Raw genomic sequence first — 16,956 nt, 5'->3', positions numbered from 1 at the left:
CAGCTCACCCCAGCCCGTCGGCATGTCGCCCATCCCTCACACAGTCCCGAGTTCGCTGTCGATCAGCGCGAACATCGCATCGTCGTCGGCGGTGTCGATCTCGACGTCGTCCGCCGGTTGCTCGTCGTCGGTCCATTCGGCCAGCAGGGCCCGCAGCCGCGCGGTGATCCGCACGCGGTCGGGGTCGCCGGAGTCCACCTTGGACAGTGCGCCGCGCAGGTGGTCCAGCTGCGCCAGCACCGGCAGGTCCGACACCGCCGGTGCGGCCGGCGCCAGCTCGGTCAGCACGTAGCCGGCCAGCGCGCGCGGTGTCGGGTGGTCGAAGATCAGCGTCACCGGCAGGCGCAGGCCGAGGGCCGCGGTGAGCCGGTTGCGCAGTTCGACCGCGGTCAGCGAGTCGAAGCCGATCTCCTTGAACGCCTGGTCGCCGTCGATCGTCGCGGCCGAGGCGAAGCCGAGCACGGTCGCGGTCTCGGCCAGCACGGCGTCCAGCGCCAGCTGCGGCCGGTCCGCGTCCGGTGCCGCCGCCAAGCGGCCGGCCAGGGAGGCGGTGCTCGCCGGCTCGTCGGCCCGGCGGGAGCGGGTCCGGATCAGCTCCCGCAGCAGCGGCGGAACGTTCCCGCCGGCGCGCGCCCGGAGCGTGGCCAGGTCCAGGCGGGCCGGGACGAGCGCGGCGTCGGCCTGGCGCAGCGCGACGTCGAACAGCGCGAGGCCCTCGGCGCTGGGCAGCGCGCCCACGCCGGACCGGGTCATGCGGCTCAGGTCTGCGGCGGCGAGGTGCCCGGTCATGCCGCTGCGCTCGGCCCAGAAACCCCAGGCCAGCGCGGTGCCGGGCCGTCCTTGGGCGCGGCGCCGCGCGGCGAGCGCGTCCAGGAACGCGTTGGCCGCGGCGTAGTTGCCCTGCCCGGCGGTGCCGAGCGTCGCGGCGACCGAGGAGAACAGCACGAACGCCGTGAGCGGCCGGTCGGCGGTCAGTTCGTCCAGGTGGACGGCCGCGTCGACCTTCGGCCGCAGGACGGCGGCCAGCCGCTCGGGGGTCAGCGAGGCGAGGACGCCGTCGTCGAGCACCCCGGCCGCGTGGACCACGCCGGTGAGGTCGGGCAGCCCGTCGAGCAGGCTCGCCAGAGCCGTGCGGTCGGCGGCGTCGCAGGCGGCGATCGTGACGTCGGCGCCGAGTCCGCGCAGCCGCTCGGCCAGCTCCGGCACGCCCGGTGCGTCCGGGCCCTTCCGGCTGGTCAGGACCAGGTCGCGGACGCCGTGCCCGGTGATCAGGTGCTCGGCGAGCAGTGCGCCGAGCGTGCCGGTGCCGCCGGTGACGAGGACCGTGCCGTCGAACACCGGCAGGTCGCCGTCGGCCGGTTTGACCCGGCGCAGCCGCGGCACGTACGTCGTACCGGCCTGCACTGCCAGCTGCGATTCCCCCGACGCGAGCGCCCGCGGCAGGAGGTCTTCCTCGCCCGGGGCGACGTCGGCGAGGACGAACCGGCCGGGGTGCTCGGACTGGGCCGCGCGGATCAGGCCCCAGACCGCCGCCCCCGCCGGGTCGTCCGCCCGGGCGCCCGAGGTCAGCAGGACCAGCTTGGCCGCCGCGAAGCACTCGTCGGACGTCCATCGCCGGGCCAGGTCCAGCGCGCGGGCGGCGGCGGCGTGGGCACGTTCGGCCAGGTCTTCCGGCTCCGGGGCGATCCGGACGACGACAAAACCCTCCGGCGCTTCCAGCTTGTCGAGGTCGTCACACCAAAGGACAGTGGAGTCTGCTTCGGACGGTTCGAATTCGGTCCAGTCCACCCGGAACAGTGAGTCGGGTGCGGCGCCGGTGAGGGTTCGCGTCAGCGGGCGCAGCAGCAGGGAGTCCACTGTGGCCACCGGGGCGCCGGTCTCGTCGGCCACGGCGAGTGCGAGTTCCCCCTCCCCCACGGTCAGCCGGACGCGCACCGCGGTCGCGCCGCTGCGGTGCAGCGTGACGCCGCGCCAGGAGAACGGGATGCTGCTCGTGCCGTCGGCGCCGATCAGGACGTCGTGGCCGGCGGCGTGGAGCGCGGCGTCGAGCAGGGCCGGGTGCAGCCCGAACCGGGCGGCGTCGTCGGTCGGCAGGACCACCTCGGCGTAGACGTCCCGGCCGGCGCGCCAGGCCGCGCGCAAGCCCTGGAACACCGGGCCGTACCCGAACCCGGCGTCCGCGAGGTCCTGGTAGAGCGCGTCGACGTCGATCGGCTCGGCCGCCGGCGGCCACGCGGTCAGCGCGGTCCCGGCCGCCGGCGACGGGCCGAGCACGCCGGTCGCGTGCCGGGTCCAGTCGCCGTGGTCGTCCTGGCGGGAGTGGAAGGTGATCGCGTGGCGGCCGTCGTCGTCGGCCGTCGTGACCGCGACCTGCACGGTGACCGCGCCGCGCTCCGGCAGGAGCAGCGGGCCTTCCAGGGTCAGCTCTTCGAGCGTGTCGCAGCCGGTGTCCTCGGCCGCGCGCACCGCCAGCTCGACGAACGCGGTGCCGGGCAGCAGCACGGTGTCGAACACCGCGTGGTCGGTCAGCCAGGGGTGGGTCCGCCGGGCCAGCCGCCCGGTGTAGAGCAGGCCGCCGGTGCCGGCGAGCCGGACGGCGGCGCCGAGCAGCGGGTGCCCGGCCGCGCCGAGGCCGGCCGAGGACAGTTCGCCCGCGCCGGCCGCGGCTTCGAGCCAGAACCGCTGCCGCTGGAAGGGATACGTCGGCAGGTCTTCGACGACGCGGCCGCCGGGCAGGACCGTGCTCCAGTCCGGGGTGGCGCCGCAGACGTGGGCCTGCGCCAGCGCGTTGAGGAACCGGGCCGGGCCGCCGTCGTCGCGTCGCAGGGTGCCGACGGCGACGGCGTCCGTGCCCAGTTCGTCCACGGTGTCCTGGACGCCGATGGTGAGGACGGGGTGCGGGCTGCACTCGACGAACACCGAGTGGCCGCGCTCGGCGAGCAGGCGCACGACCGCTTCGAACCGGACCGTGTTGCGGAGGTTCTCGTACCAGTACCGGGCGTCCATCACCGTCGTGTCAAGAGGTTCGCCGGTGACCGTCGAGTAGAACGGCACCGCCGCGGCGCGCGGCCGGATCGGGGCCAGGACGTCCAGGAGTTCGGCTTCCAGGGAGGCCACGTGCGCCGAGTGGGACGCGTAGTCCACCGGGATCCGCTTCGCGCGGATTTCCTGGGCCTCACAACGGTTCACCAGCTCGTCGAGCGCGTCGGCGTCCCCCGAGACCACGGTGGACCGCGGGCCGTTGACCGCCGCGATCGAGATCCGGTCGTCGATCAGCTCGGCCACCTCGTCGTGCGGCAGGGGAATCGAGACCATTCCACCGCGTCCGGCCAGGGTGAGGATCGCCTTGCTGCGCAACGCCACCACTAGCGCACCGTCCTCAAGGGACAGTGCGCCCGCGACGACCGCCGCCGCGATCTCTCCTTGTGAGTGCCCGACCACGGCCGACGGCTCGACACCGTGCGCGCGCCACAATGCGGCCAGCGACACCATCACCGCCCACAGCACCGGCTGGACCACGTCGACCCGGTCGAACCCCGGCGCGCCCTCGACGCCGCGCAGGACGTCGAGCAGCGACCAGTCCACATGGGACGCCAGCGCGTCCGCGCACTCGTCGAGCCGCGCCGCGAACGCGGGCGAGGACCCGGCCAGCTCGACCGCCATCCCGGCCCACTGCGAGCCCTGGCCTGGGAAGACGAACGCCGTCCGCCCGGAGCCGCGCACCGAACCCGTGACGACGTCGGGCGAGCTGCCGCCGTCGGCCAGGGTGCGGAGCTGGTCCCGGAGATCGGTGCCGAGCAGTACGGCGCGCTGCGGGAACCGTGCCCGCGTCGACGTCAGCGTGTGCGCGACGTCCACTTCGGACACCGCCGTGTCCGCCAGGTAGTCCAGGAGGTTCTTTGCCTGGTCCCGCAGTTCGCCCTCGGTTCGCGCGGACAGCACGACCGGCACCGGGCCGGAAGCGCTCTCCGGCGCGTCGGTCGCGGGGGCCTGTTCGAGGACGGCGTGGGCGTTGGTGCCGCTGACGCCGAAGGACGAGACCGCGGCCCGGCGTGGCCGGTCGGTCTCCGGCCACGGCCGGGTCTCGGTGAGCAGGGCGACGGTTCCGGCGGACCAGTCGACGTGCGGGGTCGGTTCGTCCACGTGCAGCGTGCGCGGGAGGACGCCGTGGCGCAGGGCCTGGACCATCTTGATCACGCCGCCGATGCCCGCGGCCGCCTGCGTGTGCCCGATGTTGGACTTCAGCGACCCCAGCCACAGCGGCGTCTCGCGGTCCCGGCCGTAGGTCGCGATCAGCGCGTCGGCCTCGATCGGGTCACCCAGGGTCGTCCCGGTTCCGTGCGCTTCGACGGCGTCGACGTCCGAAGCAGCCAGTCCGGCGGTGGCGAGCGCGCGGCGGATGACGCGTTGCTGCGACGGGCCGTTGGGTGCGGTGAGACCGTTGGACGCGCCGTCGGAGTTGACCGCCGAGCCGCGCAGCACGGCCAGGACCTGGTGGCCGTGGCGCTGGGCGTCGGAAAGCCGTTCCAGCACCAGGACTCCGGCGCCCTCGGCCCAGCCGGTGCCGTCCGCCGAGGCGGAGAACGCCTTGCAGCGGCCGTCGGCGGACAATCCGCGCTGGCGGGAGAACTCGATGAACATGCCCGGCTGCGACATCACGGCGACGCCGGCGGCCAGGGCCAGCGAGCACTCGCCGCCGCGCAGGGCCTGCGCCGCCCAGTGCAGGGCGACCAGCGACGACGAACAGGCCGTGTCGACGGTGACCGCGGGTCCTTCGAGGCCGAACGTGTACGCCAGCCGGCCGGAGACGACACTGCCGGTGGTGCCGGTGAGCAGGTAGCCGTCGGCGCCGCCGGCCGCTTCGTGCAGGCGCGGGCCGTAGTCGGTCGCCATGGCGCCGACGAAGACCCCGGTCGACGTGCCGCGCAGCCCGGCCGGGTCGAGACCGCCGCGTTCGAGCGCCTCCCAGGTCAGCTCCAGCAGGACGCGCTGCTGCGGGTCCATCGCGACGGCTTCCCGCGGCGAAATGCCGAAGAACGCGGGATCGAAGTCCGCGACGCCGTCGAGGAACCCGCCACCGCGGGCGTAGGTCGTGCCGGCGTGTTCCGGGTCCGGGTCGTAGAGCCCGTCGAGGTCCCAGCCGCGGTCGGCCGGGAAGCCGCCGATCGCGTCGACGCCCTCGGCGACCAGGTGCCACAGGTCTTCGGGGGTCCGGACGCCGCCGGGGTAACGGCAGCTCATCGCCACGATGGCGATCGGCTCGTCGCTGACGGCCACGGTCTCCGCGGTGGCCTGCGGAGCGTCGGACAGCTCGGTTTCCAGGTGCCGGGCGAGCGCCGTCGGCGTCGGGTGGTCGAACAGCACGCCGCTGCCGAGCCGCAGGCCGGTCACCTGGCCGAGGTGGTCCCGCAGCTCGACCGCGGTGAGCGAGTCGATGCCGAGCTCCTTGAACGTCCGCTCCGGGTCGACGTCGGTCACGCCGGCGTAGTCGAGCACCACCGCGACACCCGCGCGGACGACGTCGCCGAGGCGGCGGTCGCGCTCGGCGGCGGGCAGGTCCGCGACCCGCTGCGCCCACGACCGCTCGACGGCCGGGGCCGGCGGACGCGCGGGGCCGTCGAACCAGTGCCGGACGCGCTGGAACGGGTAAGTCGGCAGGTCGACGCGGTTGCCGCGGTCGCCGTAGACCGCGGCCCAGTCGACGTCGGCGCCGTGGACGTGCAGCTGCGCCAGGACGTTGTGGAGGGTGAACGTCTCGTCGCGGTCCCGGCGCAGGGCGGCGGCGAAGGTGCCGGAGACGCACTCGCGGGCCATCGCGCACAGCACGCCGTCCGGGCCCAGCTCGACGAACACAGCGTCGCCGACAACACTTACGGCGTCGGCGAAACGGACAGCGTCGCGCACGTGCCGCGTCCAGTAGCCCGGGTCGGCGAGTTCCTCGGCGGCGGCGACGCGGCCGGTGAGGGTGGAGACGATCGGGATCCGCGGCGGCGCGAAGCTCAGCCGCGCGGCGACCGCGTGGAAGTCGTCGAGCATCGCGTCCATGTGCGGCGAGTGGAACGCGTGGCTGACGGTCAGCCGCTTGGTCTTGCGCCCCAGCGCGGTGAAATGGTCCGCCAGCGCGGTGACGGCGTCCGCGTCACCGGACAGCACCACCGCCTGCGGCCCGTTGACCGCGGCGATCGACACGGCGGGAGTCAGTGCGGAAAGCGCTTCCGCCTCGGTGGCCTCGACGGCGAGCATCGCGCCGCCGCCCGGCAGCGCGTCCATCAGCCGGCCGCGGGCGGCCACCAGCTCGGCCGCGTCGTCGAGGGAGAGCACGCCGGAGACGTGGGCCGCGGCCAGCTCGCCGATCGAGTGTCCCAAAAGGATGGACGGGCGCGCACCGCGGCTTTCCAGCAGCCGGAACAGCGCGACTTCGAGGGCGAACAACGCCGGCTGCGTGTACCGCGTCCGGTCGAGGAGTTCCGTGGGCTCGAACAGGACGTCGCGCAGCGGGACGTCGAGGTGACGATCGAAGCGGGCGCAGACGTCGTCGAGAGCGGCCGCGAAGACCGGCTGGGTCACGTAAAGCCTTTGTCCCGCACCGGTTCGCTGGCTGCCCTGACCGGAGAACAGGAAGGCGACCGGGTGCGCGTCGCGCGTGGTCCCGCGGACCACCGACCGCGACGAACCCCCGGCGGCGAGGACGTCGAGTGCCCCCGCGAGGTCGCCGTCCGGCACGACCACGGCGCGGTGGTCGAGGGACGCGCGCGTCGTCGCCAGGGAGTACCCGACGTCGACCGGGTCGTGCGCGGCCAGCCGGTCCCACAGTGATTTCGCCTGCGCGGCCAGCGCTTCCGGCGATCGGGCGGACAGCACCAGTGGCAGCGGGTCGCCGCCGCTCGTCCGGCGTGCCGGAGCCGGGGCCGCGGCGAGCACGACGTGGCAGTTGGTGCCGCCCATGCCGAACGAGCTGACGCCGGCCAGCCGGTTCGGCCCGGTCCACGGCGTGGCCTCGGTCGTCACGCGCAGGTTCAGCGCGTCGAGGGGGATGTCCGGGTTGGGCTCGATGAAGTTGAGGCTCGGCGCGATCTCGCCGTGCCACAGGCACAGCACCGCCTTCAGCAGCCCGGTGATGCCCGCGGCGCCTTCCAGGTGGCCGACGTTGGTCTTGGCCGACCCGACGAGCAGCGGGGCGCCGTCCGCGCGGGCCGTGCCGATCACCGCGCCGAGCGCGGCGGCCTCGATCGGGTCGCCGACACGCGTGCCGGTGCCGTGCAGCTCGACGTACTCGACGTCGCCCGGCTCGGTGCCGGCCCGCTCGTGCGCCAGCCGCAGCACTTCGCGTTGCGCGGATTCACTCGGTGTGGTCAGGGTTTCCGCGGTCCCGCCGTTGTTCACGGCCGTGCCGCGGATGACGCCGTAGACGCGGTCGCCGTCGGCGAGGGCGTCGGCGAGCGGGCGCAGCACGACCAGGCCGCCGCCTTCGCCGCGCACGTAACCGTTGGCGCGGGCGTCGAAGGTGAAGCAGCGGCCGTCCGGCGACAGCCCGCCGAAGCGGGACGCGCCGACCGCGCTGGCGGCGAGCAGGTTCAGGTTGACGCCGCCCGCGAGTGCCACCGCGGATTCGCCGCGGCGCAGGCTTTCGCAGGCCAGGTGCACCGCGACCAGCGACGACGACTGTCCACAGTCGACGACCAGGCTCGGCCCGCGCAGCCCGAGGGTGTAGGAGACGCGGTTGGCGATGACGCCGCGGTGCCCGCCGGTCAGCGAGTGCTGGGTGCTGACGCCGTGCTCGGTGAGCAGGTGCGCGTAGTCGTCCCAGATGGCTCCGAAGAACACGCCCGCGTTCTCGCCGTCGAGGCGGGCCGGCGGCAGGCCGGCGTCCTCCAGGGCCTCCCAGCTCAGCTCCAGCATCAGCCGCTGCTGCGGGTCCATCACCGCGGCTTCGCGCGGGGAAACACCGAAGAAGGCGGCGTCGAAGCCCGCGACGTCGTCGAGGAAAGCGCCGTACCCGGTCCCGGGCGCGTCTTCCGGTCCGGTCCAGCGTTCGGGCGGGGTCTCGGTGATGGCGTGCCGGCCACGGCGCAGCAGGTCCCAGTACGCCCCCGGCCCCGGCGCGGCGGGCAGCCGGCAGGCCATGCCGACGATCGCGATGCCGAACTCAAGCTTGGACAAGGCGAGTCCTCCACAGATCGCGGACGGGCAGGAGCAGCCGCGACGAAGCCCGTCACGCGGCGCGCGAACGCCCGACGTTCGTCGTGAGCAGGCAAAACGCTACTGAGCCCGGAGCGGGCCAGAAACCCCTAACGGGGCCCCTAGCACCCTGCACGTCACCCGGCGGGACAAGGGAAAATGCCCTGAAGGTGCCCCTCAGGGACTTCCGGTCCCTGAGGGGCACCTTCAGGGCATTGAAGCCCGAGGGTCAGACGGCCTTGCCGCGGTTGAGGTAGGTCAGCACCGCGAGCACCCGCCGGTTGTCGTCATTGGACGGTGGCAGGTTCAGCTTGGTGAAGATGTTCGAGATGTGCTTGCCGACCGTGCCGTCGCTGAAGTTGAGGCTCTGCGCGATGCCGGCGTTCGACCGGCCCTCGGCCATCATCTCCAGCACTTCGCGCTCGCGCGGGCTGAGCGTCTCGAAGGGCTCGTTGCGTGCTTGGCGCGCCAGCAGCTTCGCGATCACCGTCGCGTCCATCGCGGTGCCGCCGGCCGCGACCCGCCGCACCGCCTCGACGAACTCCTCGGCGTCGCCGACGCGGTCCTTCAGCAGGTAGCCGACGCCGCCGGCGCCGTCCTGCAGGAGTTCGTTGGCGTACAACTGTTCCACGTGCTGGGACAACACGAGCACGGGCAGCCCGGGCACCTGCTTGCGCGCGGCCAGCGCGGCCTGCAGGCCTTCGTCGGTGAAGCTCGGCGGCAGCCGGACGTCGACCACGGCGACGTCGGGGCGGTGCTCCAGCAGCGCCTTCAGCAGTTCGGGCCCGGTTTCCACCGCGGCGACGATGTCGAAACCGTGCGACTGCAGCAGCAGTGTCAAGCCGTCCCTCAGGAGAGCGAGGTCTTCGGCGAGCACAACGCGCACGGGATCTCCAAACTCACGCGGGTCGGTCCGCCGGGCCGGCTGACGACGCCCAGACTACCGTCGAACGCTTCCAGCCTTTGGGCGATCCCGCGCAACCCGGACCCGGCGGCGAGATCGGCCCCGCCGCGGCCTTCGTCCACCACCGCGCCGGCCAGCAGCCCGTCGTCGAACCGCAGCCGCACGGTGACGTCCCGGGTCTGCGCGTGCTTGACGACGTTGGCCAGCGCCTCGCACACGCTGAAGTAGACCGCCGCCTCCACCGCCGGCTCGAACCGGCCGGGCAGCTCGATGTCGACGTTCGCGTCCAGCGGCAGGTCGAGCACGAACGCCCGCAGCGCGTCCCGCAGCCCGCGCTCGGCGAGCACCGGCGGGTGGATGCCGTGCACCAGGTCCCGCAGTTCCTGCAGGGCCTTGCTCGAGGAGTCCCGCAGCTCGAGCACCAGCTCCTTGGCCCGGTCCGGGTCGCGGTCGATGAACTGCGACAGCGCGGCCAGCTTCATCCGCATCGCGACCAGCCGCGCCTGGGCGCCGTCGTGCAGGTCGCGCTCGATCCGGCGCAGTTCGGCGGCCTGCGTGGCCAGCGCGTCCGCGCGGGTGCGGGTCAGCTGCCGGACGCGGTCGTTGAGCTTGCCCCGCCGTCCCGGCTTGAGCAGCAGCGACGTCCATTCGCCGTGCAGCCGCAGCAGCGGGCCGGCGAAGGCGGCCCCGGCCGCGACGCACGCGAGCCCGACGGCGATCTGCAGCGGCACCTCCGTGCCGCCCAGCCACGAAAGCTCGCCGACGACCCCGGCCGCCTGTCCCACCGCCAGCAGCACGCCGGTCAGCCCGGTCAGCACCAGCAGCACCGGGAACGCCGCGAGCGCGCCGCCGACCACCGGGTCGGCCAGCAGCCAGGCCAGGTCGCGCCAGGTCGCCGGGTCGCCCCAGATCCAGCGGACCCGCAGCGACACCGCCGCGAACCAGCGGCGCTTGTGGTAGTCCTTCCCGCTCCAGTACCAGCCGTGCTCGGTGCGTTCGAGCCGCGGCCGCGGCCGGTACGGCACCGCCACGGGCACCCCGGACCAGCGCCCGGCCAGCTCGCGCGCGGTGTTCGCGATCCGCCGGATCAGCACCGTGATCAGCAGGAACAGCGGGAACATCCCGAGCCCGAACCACAGCACCAGCGACAGCAGGGTGCCGACCGCGAGCGCCGCTTCGCCCAGGCTGAGCAGGCCGAGCGCGGCGCCGCGCGCGAGGTCCCGCGGCGCGCGCCGCAGCCGGGTGGCCACGGGTGCGCCGGCGGCGACCGCCGTGTCACTCATGTCGGTTCCTCCTCCGGGCGAGCCCACCCGGTCAGTCTGACTCACGGAGCGTGTCCGGGCGGAGACGGATACCACCCCTGCCCGCATAAAGAAAACTCCACCCCGGTCGGGGTAGAAGAGGGGTTCTGACGAGATCCACTCCCTTCTACGTTGGAAACACACCACCGACGACCTGGGAGAACCCGATGACCACCACCGCCCCGAAGACCAGCGCCGCCGGCGCGATCGTGACCAACCTGGTCGTCGACCTCGTCGCCCCGATCGCCCTCTACTACGGCCTCCGCGCCGCCGGCGTCGACCAGCTGCTCGCCCTGCTCGCCGGCGGGGCCGCGCCCCTGGTCCACGTGATCTGGCAGGTCGTGCGGACCCGCAAGGTCGGCGGCCTGGCGCTGTTCACCCTGACCATCCTGCTGCTGAGCGTCGCCGCGTCCTTCCTCACCGGCAGCGAGCGGTTCCTGCTGGCCAAGGACGGCTGGCTGACCGCCGTCGCCGGCCTGTGGCTGCTCGGCACGCTCCGCACGAACCGCCCGTTCATCTACGAGGCCGCGCGGCCGATCGCCGACGCCAAGGCGAAGACGCCGGAAGACACCTGGACGCACCGGTTCGCCACGTCCGAGAGCTTCCGCCACGGCATGCGCGTCGTCACCGCCGCCTGGGGCATCGCGCTCGTGCTCGACGCCGTCGTCCGCGGGGTCATGGCCTACACCCTGCCGGTCGACCTGGTCCCGGGCCTCGGTGGCGCGCAGTACGCCGTGCTCTTCATCGGGCTGCAGATCTTCGGCCAGGTCTACGGCCAGCGCACCGGCCTGATCGGCGACAAGAAGAAGAGCGCCACCGCCGGCGCCGTCACCGCCTGACCCACCCCGCCCCGCCCGCCGGTGATCCGGACGAAACCTCCGAAAAGGAAGCAGACCATGTCCCGCCATTTCGCGTTCGTCACCATCCCCGCCCACGGGCACGTCAACCCCACCATCGCGGTCGTGGCCGAGCTCGTCGGCCGCGGCCACCGGGTCACCTACGCCGCCACCGCCGAGTTCGCCCCCGCGCTGCGGGCCGCCGGCGCGGACGTCCTCGTCGTCGACACCACGCTCGCCTCGGCCCACCCCGGCAAGGAGGTCACCGCCGACGACGTCGCCTGGCTGCCGCTGATCCTGCTGCGGGAGAGCGCGCAGCTGGCCCCGGCGCTGCTGGCGCACTTCGACGGCGACCTGCCGGACGTCATCGCCTACGACGTCACGATGTACCCGCTCGCCCGGATGCTCGGGCGCCGCTGGGACCGGCCGACGCTGGAGCTGTTCCCGACCTTCGCCGCCAACACCGAGTACTCCGTGGCCGAGGAGGCCGAGCGCATCGCCGGCGTCGCCGCCGAGCACCCGGCCACCGCCGCGTTCCACGCCGAGTTCACCGAGTTCCTGTCCCGCAACGGGTTCGCGGACGTCACGCCCGAGGACATCACGCGCGGCGAGCCGGACGAGCCGCGGCTGGTCTTCCTGACCCGCGAGTTCCAGTACGCCGGCGACACCTTCGACGAGCGCTTCGGCTTCGTCGGGCCGTGCCTGTCCGAACGCGGGTTCCAGGGCGACTGGACGCCGCCGGAGACCGGCCTGCCGGTCGTCTACGTCTCGCTCGGCACGGCGCACAACCTGCGCCCCGAGTTCTTCCGCGCCTGCGTGGCCGCCTTCGCCGGCCGGCCGGTGCACGTCGTGATGGCGATCGGGAACCGCGTGCCGGTCTCGGCGCTCGGCGAGCTGCCGCCGAACGTCGAGGTGCACGCCCGGGTCCCGCAGCTTTCCGTGCTGCGCCACGCGTCCGCGTTCGTCTGCCACGCCGGGATGGGCAGCACGATGGAGTCGCTGTACTTCGGCACGCCGCTGGTCGCGGTGCCGCAGATGCCCGAGCAGGACGTCGTTGCCCGGCGGATCGCCGAGCTGGGCCTCGGCCGGGCCCTGGACCGCGACGAGGTCAGCCCGGAGAGCCTGCGCGAGGCCGTCGAAGCCGTGCTCGCCGACGAAGCGCTGCGGGCCCGCCTCCGCGCGGAGAGCCGCCGCGTCCGCGAAGCGGGCGGCACCCGGACCGCCGCGGACAAGCTGGAGAACTACGCCGAGACGGCGGCTCGCTGACCCGGGCGCGGAACGCCGGAATGCCCGGTCACGCTGGGGAGTCGTGACCGGGCATCGGGGCGACCGTGGCCGGGAGGGGGCCACGGTCAAGCCGTACCGGCGACGGTCGGCTCGAGCCCGGCGGGCAGGTCGGCGCGGTTGCCGACCTTGAGTTTCCGGTAGGTGCGGGTCAGGTGCTGCTCCACGGTGGAGACCGTGATGAACAGCTTCCGGGCGATCTCGCGGTTGGTGTAGCCGTGCCGCGCCAGCGCGGCGGTGCGGTACTCGGCCGAGGTGAGCAGCGCGAGCCGGTCCGTTTCGCCGGGTACGCCCGCCGGTTTGAGGTCCTCGGCGGACATGTGCGGCTGCAGCTCCCGGCACACCGCGTCGGCCCGGCAGTCCTGGGCCACGTGCCAGGCCCGGCGGACCACCATCCGGGCGCGGCTGGTCTCGTTCAGCTCGTGGTGCGTGCGCCCCAGGTCCGCCAGCACCTTCGCCAGCTCCAGCCGGTCCCCGCCGGCCTGGATCTCGTCGACGGCCTTCTTGAGCATCGGCGGCCGGTCGGCCAGCTCGTGCGTGTTCGCCAGCACCCGCAACGTCGCCCCGAGCGCGGCGGAGTTGCTCTCGCTGACCAGGTTGAGCTGGGCGTCCACCAGTTCGGCCGCCTTGGCCCGGTCGCCGATCCGCTGGTAGGCCTCGGCGCAGCCGGCCCGCCACGGCACCAGCGCCGGCAGGTCGATGCCCCACGCCGTCATCAGCTCGCCCGCCGCCATGAAGTCCCGCAGCGCCGCGTACACCTGGTCCGTGGCCAGGTGGTGCCGGCCGCGGGCGTAGAGGTAGGGCAGCGCGTGCACGGTCCGCATCATCGCGGCCGGCACCGGCTGGGCGATCAGCGCTTCGGCCTCCTCGTGCGCCCCCATCTCGGTGCGCGCCCGGATCATGCTCGCCAGCGGCGACCCGATCGCCACACCCCAGCTCGACGCCGAGATCAGGGCGAGGGCCTTCGCGCCGTGCTCCAGCGCGGCCGGGAGACCGCCCTGCCGCACGGCGATCTCCGCCCGCAGCGCGCTGAACACCGCCTGCCAGGCCGGGGCCCGCCGCTTGGCCGACTCTTCCAGCAGCCGTTCGCACCAGGGCAGCGCCCGGTCGGTGCTGCCCGCGTACATCAACGCGCGCAACGCGAAGGTCAGCGGCTGGACCGTGGCGTCGGCCAGCCGGGTGCTCTGCAGGATCTGCTCGACCGCGACGACGACGTTGTCCCCGTAACGGCCTCGCAAGACCGCCTTGAGGATCCGGGCGGCGCGCCACTGCGTGTCGACGACCGTGCCGCTGGGCACCGGCCGGGTACCCGCGGCCCGGGCCGGCACCGGCAGCCGGGCGGCGAGCGCCGGGTGGGTGCACGCCACGGCCAGGCACAGGGCCTCGGCGTCGAGCGACATCCCGGTGTTCTCGATCTGCTTGCCGAACCCCTCGACCGCTTCCTCGGCTTCGCCGTGCCACAGAAGGTGGCGCAGCGGCCCGGGGCCGTTCGCGACCCCGCCGACGTCGGCGGCCAGCGCACGGATCCGTCGTTCGGCCGCGACCGGGGAGACCCGCCATTCGGCGTCGGCGAGCAGGGTGGTGACGGCGACCCGCTGGGCGTCGTCACCCAGCCGGCTCATCGGTTCGAGGTAGCGGACGACCTTTTCCACGTCGTCCTCGGCCAGCGCGAGCTCCGCGGCGCTGCGGAGCACGGTGGCGACCCACGGCTCGTCGAGGTCCTCGGAGGCGACGAGCATTTCCGCGACGCTGCGGCTCTCGGCGCCCGCTTCGTACAGCAGCCGGGCGGCCCGGCGGCGCAGCCGGGCCCGCCGGCCCGGTTCGATGGCCTCCAGCACCGCGGCCGCGCCGGCCGGGTGCCGGAAGCGGCCGCCGGCCAGGATCCCGGCGGCTTCGAGGTCCCCGAGCACCCGGACCGCTTCGTCCGTACCGGCCCCGGCCAGGTCGGCCGCCCGGTCGGCGTCGGCCGCGCCGGCCAGCACGGCGACCGCCGCGGCGAGGTCCAGCGCGAGCGGACCACTGCTGCGCAGGCAGCTCAGGACCGCGTTGCGGAAGGCGAACCCCGGCGACGGCTCGGCCGGGCCGCCCGCCGTCCGGTGGTCTTCGAACAGGGCGTGCACCAGCAGCAGGTTGCCGCCGGTGAGCTCGTGGTAGGCGGGGGCGAGCAGCCGGGCGGCGTCCGCGCCGAGCTCGCCGGTGACCAGCTCGACCACGCCGTCCGCGGGCAGCGTCGTCAGCCGGATGCGGCGGCAGTGCGGCAGCCGCACCAGCTCGGCGTCGAACGCCGGGCCGACCGACCGGTCGCTGGTGCGCTCCCCTAGCGCGACCAGGATCCGGGCGGAGCGGATCCGCACCATCAGGAAGAGCAGGCAGTGCAGCGAATCCTCGTCGGCGTGGTGCAGGTCGTCGACGACCAGCACCACCGGCGCCGTGCGGGAGAGCTTGAGCAGGGCGGCGGCCACCGCCCGGGAGATGTGCTGCCGCGCCGCCCCCGGGTCCCCCGCGAGGGTGGTTGCGCCGGCTTCGAGCAGCGCGGCGAACTCGTCGGCCGCCCCGGCCGGCACGGCCGGGCTCTGCACCAGCTGCCCGAGCACGCCGAACGGCAGGTCCCGCTCGGAGTCCGACGCGATGGCCTGCAGGACGACGGCCCCGGACTCCAGGGCCGTGTCGGCCAGCCTGCCGAGCAAGCTGGTCTTCCCGCTGGCGACCGGGCCGCCGATGAGCGCGACCCGGCCCCGGCCCTGCCGGACACCTTCGTACATTTCCCCTAAAATGGACATTTCCGCACGATGATGGACATACTTCATTGCTGACCAGGCCCCTCATTCCCCGCGATCGGCACGACGATCCAGCCGCGCAATTGCGGCGCGGATGACACGGCGGTTTCGCAGAGATGAATTCCGGTGATCGCGACCGAATGCGCGTCCGGCGCGGTGGAGAAGAAAACGACTTCTATGCGACCCGGGCCGGTGGCGACACGCATGTGTTCGATTCCCAGCCCCGGCTCGGCGAGGGCCCAGAGCAGGTCCACCAGTACGTGCGGGTCCAGCTCGCGGTGGGTGGCCTCGCCCGATGCGGCAAGTGTGACGCTTGCCATGTACACGGGCAGTCTCCGTACTAGGGGCGGCCGAAGCCCAGCCCGCTGATGATGTTCTTGATGGTGTCCCAGTCGAAACCGTCGGGAGTCTCGGCCTGCTGTGCGATTTCTTGAACGTTCATGATGCTGTCCCCAGTGTGTTGTTCGGCTTTCGCTGGACACAGCTTGGCTCGCCGGGCGGGCCTCCCGGAAGGGCCCGGGGGTGGCACCAAATGCCTCCGCACCTTGGTGCCAGAGCCCACCCGAACGGCCTCCGACCACCGGGTACGTCTCTGGTCGGGGTGTTAACCACGGTGTACGCTCCGGCGTGGAGGGGGTACTTGGCCAGGAAGCAACAGACTGGGGGTCGCTGCTTTTCATGCTGAAGCCACTGGGGGTGGATGCAACCGGCGAATTGGTCTACCGGACGATGGTCGCGCACCGTGATTGGGGCGTGGCCGATCTTGTGACTTCGCTAGGTTTGTCCGAAGAGGAAGTACGTACGACACTCGATCGCCTGGCCGATCTCGCACTGGTCCGGCCCTCCCGGGAGGACCCCGACGCCCTGCGGGCCGTCGATCCCGAGTTCGGCCTGCTTTCCCTGGTGCAAATGCGACAGGCACAACTGCAGCGCAGCCAGCTGGAACTGGCCGAGAGCCACGCGGCGGTGTCCGATTTGATCGCCGATCTCCAGGAGGCCGCGCCCTCCCTGAGCCCGGACGAATTGGTCGGGATCGACGAGATCCAGCGGCGTATCGAGGTATTGGCGAGCCGGGCCAGCAAGGAATGCCTTTCCTTCATGCCGGGCGGCGCCCAGTCCGAGGCGAGCATCAATGCCGGAATGCCACTCAACCAAGCCGCGTTGTCCCGCGGCGTGGCGATCCGGACCGTTTATCTGGACAGCGCGCGCAACGACGCGCGCACGCAGAAGTACGTCGACTGGCTCGTCGAACGCGGCGGTGAGGTCCGCACCCAGCCGACCCTGCCCGCCCGGCTGCTCCTGGTCGACCGCGAGACCGCGTTGGTCCCGCTCGACGCGGAGAACACGCGCCAGGGCGCCATCCAGATCACCACGCCCGGCATCGTCTCGCTGATGCGGGCCTACTTCGAGCAGCTCTGGTACAGCGCGTCGCCGTTCGGCGCCGGCCGCACCCGGGACGACGAGGGCCTGACCGGCCAGGAGCGCGCCCTGCTCTCCTTGCTCTCCCACGGCATGACCGACGAGGTGGCGGCCCGCCGCCTCGGGCTGTCCCTGCGGACGGTCCGCCGGATGATGGCCGACCTGATGGACCGGCTGAGCGCCAAGAGCCGGTTCGAGGCGGGCATGCGCGCGGCGCAGCGCGGCTGGCTGGCCTGATCCCCGCCGGGAGGTGAACG

At 73.3% G+C, this 16,956-nt stretch carries 8 protein-coding genes; 3 read left to right on the top strand and 5 right to left on the bottom strand.

Annotated elements, in window-relative coordinates:
- Positions 1 to 36 precede the first annotated feature (36 nt).
- The 3 genes from OG439_RS04160 to OG439_RS04150 all read right to left on the bottom strand — a co-directional run bounded on the left by OG439_RS04160 (position 37) and on the right by OG439_RS04150 (position 10,365).
- Positions 37 to 8,160 (bottom strand): type I polyketide synthase, encoded by an 8,124-nt coding sequence (locus OG439_RS04160; RefSeq protein WP_326947987.1) that lies wholly within the window; start codon positions 8,158 to 8,160, stop codon positions 37 to 39.
- 247 nt (positions 8,161 to 8,407) lie between these two features.
- A complete protein-coding gene (locus OG439_RS04155; protein ID WP_323331878.1) occupies positions 8,408 to 9,064 on the bottom strand; it encodes a response regulator transcription factor in 657 nt (218 codons plus the stop codon).
- Positions 9,028 to 10,365 (bottom strand): sensor histidine kinase, encoded by a 1,338-nt coding sequence (locus OG439_RS04150; RefSeq protein ID WP_326947986.1) that lies wholly within the window; start codon positions 10,363 to 10,365, stop codon positions 9,028 to 9,030. Before OG439_RS04150 ends, OG439_RS04155 begins: the two co-directional genes overlap by 37 nt.
- Positions 10,366 to 10,550: 185 nt before the next feature.
- Here OG439_RS04150 and OG439_RS04145 point away from each other — a divergent pair, with 185 nt between their 5' ends.
- Both OG439_RS04145 and OG439_RS04140 read left to right on the top strand, forming a co-directional pair.
- On the top strand, positions 10,551 to 11,222 hold the full coding sequence (locus tag OG439_RS04145) for a VC0807 family protein (RefSeq protein WP_326947985.1): 672 nt from the start codon (positions 10,551 to 10,553) through the stop codon (positions 11,220 to 11,222).
- Positions 11,223 to 11,279: 57 nt separating this feature from the next.
- Positions 11,280 to 12,485: a macrolide family glycosyltransferase gene (locus OG439_RS04140; protein WP_326947984.1), complete on the top strand. Its 1,206-nt coding sequence runs from the start codon at positions 11,280 to 11,282 to the stop codon at positions 12,483 to 12,485.
- A gap of 86 nt (positions 12,486 to 12,571) precedes the next feature.
- On the opposite strand, the gene OG439_RS04135 is transcribed toward OG439_RS04140, so the two are convergent.
- Positions 12,572 to 15,283: a helix-turn-helix transcriptional regulator gene (locus OG439_RS04135; RefSeq protein ID WP_326947982.1), complete on the bottom strand. Its 2,712-nt coding sequence runs from the start codon at positions 15,281 to 15,283 to the stop codon at positions 12,572 to 12,574.
- 23 nt (positions 15,284 to 15,306) lie between these two features.
- A complete protein-coding gene (locus tag OG439_RS04130) occupies positions 15,307 to 15,606 on the bottom strand; it encodes a hypothetical protein (protein WP_247049330.1) in 300 nt (99 codons plus the stop codon).
- A 352-nt stretch (positions 15,607 to 15,958) separates the two neighbouring features.
- On the opposite strand from OG439_RS04130, the gene OG439_RS04125 reads away from it, so the two are divergent.
- Positions 15,959 to 16,936, top strand: a complete 978-nt coding sequence (locus OG439_RS04125; RefSeq protein WP_326947980.1) for a LuxR C-terminal-related transcriptional regulator — start codon at positions 15,959 to 15,961, stop codon at positions 16,934 to 16,936.
- Positions 16,937 to 16,956 lie beyond the last annotated feature (20 nt).

This window comes from Amycolatopsis sp. NBC_01307, from assembly GCF_035975215.1.
In the GTDB taxonomy this organism is placed as follows: domain Bacteria; phylum Actinomycetota; class Actinomycetes; order Mycobacteriales; family Pseudonocardiaceae; genus Amycolatopsis.
The sequence above is the reverse complement of the archived record's forward strand: the minus strand, read 5'-3'. Positions and strand labels throughout refer to the sequence as shown.

Coding starts and splice junctions, on each gene's coding strand:
- OG439_RS04150 (WP_326947986.1), bottom strand. CDS start 10,365: ATGAGTGACACGGCGGTCGCCGCCGGCGCACCCGTGGCCACCCGGCTG.
- OG439_RS04145 (WP_326947985.1), top strand. CDS start 10,551: ATGACCACCACCGCCCCGAAGACCAGCGCCGCCGGCGCGATCGTGACC.
- OG439_RS04140 (WP_326947984.1), top strand. CDS start 11,280: ATGTCCCGCCATTTCGCGTTCGTCACCATCCCCGCCCACGGGCACGTC.
- OG439_RS04135 (WP_326947982.1), bottom strand. CDS start 15,283: ATGTCCATTTTAGGGGAAATGTACGAAGGTGTCCGGCAGGGCCGGGGC.
- OG439_RS04125 (WP_326947980.1), top strand. CDS start 15,959: ATGCTGAAGCCACTGGGGGTGGATGCAACCGGCGAATTGGTCTACCGG.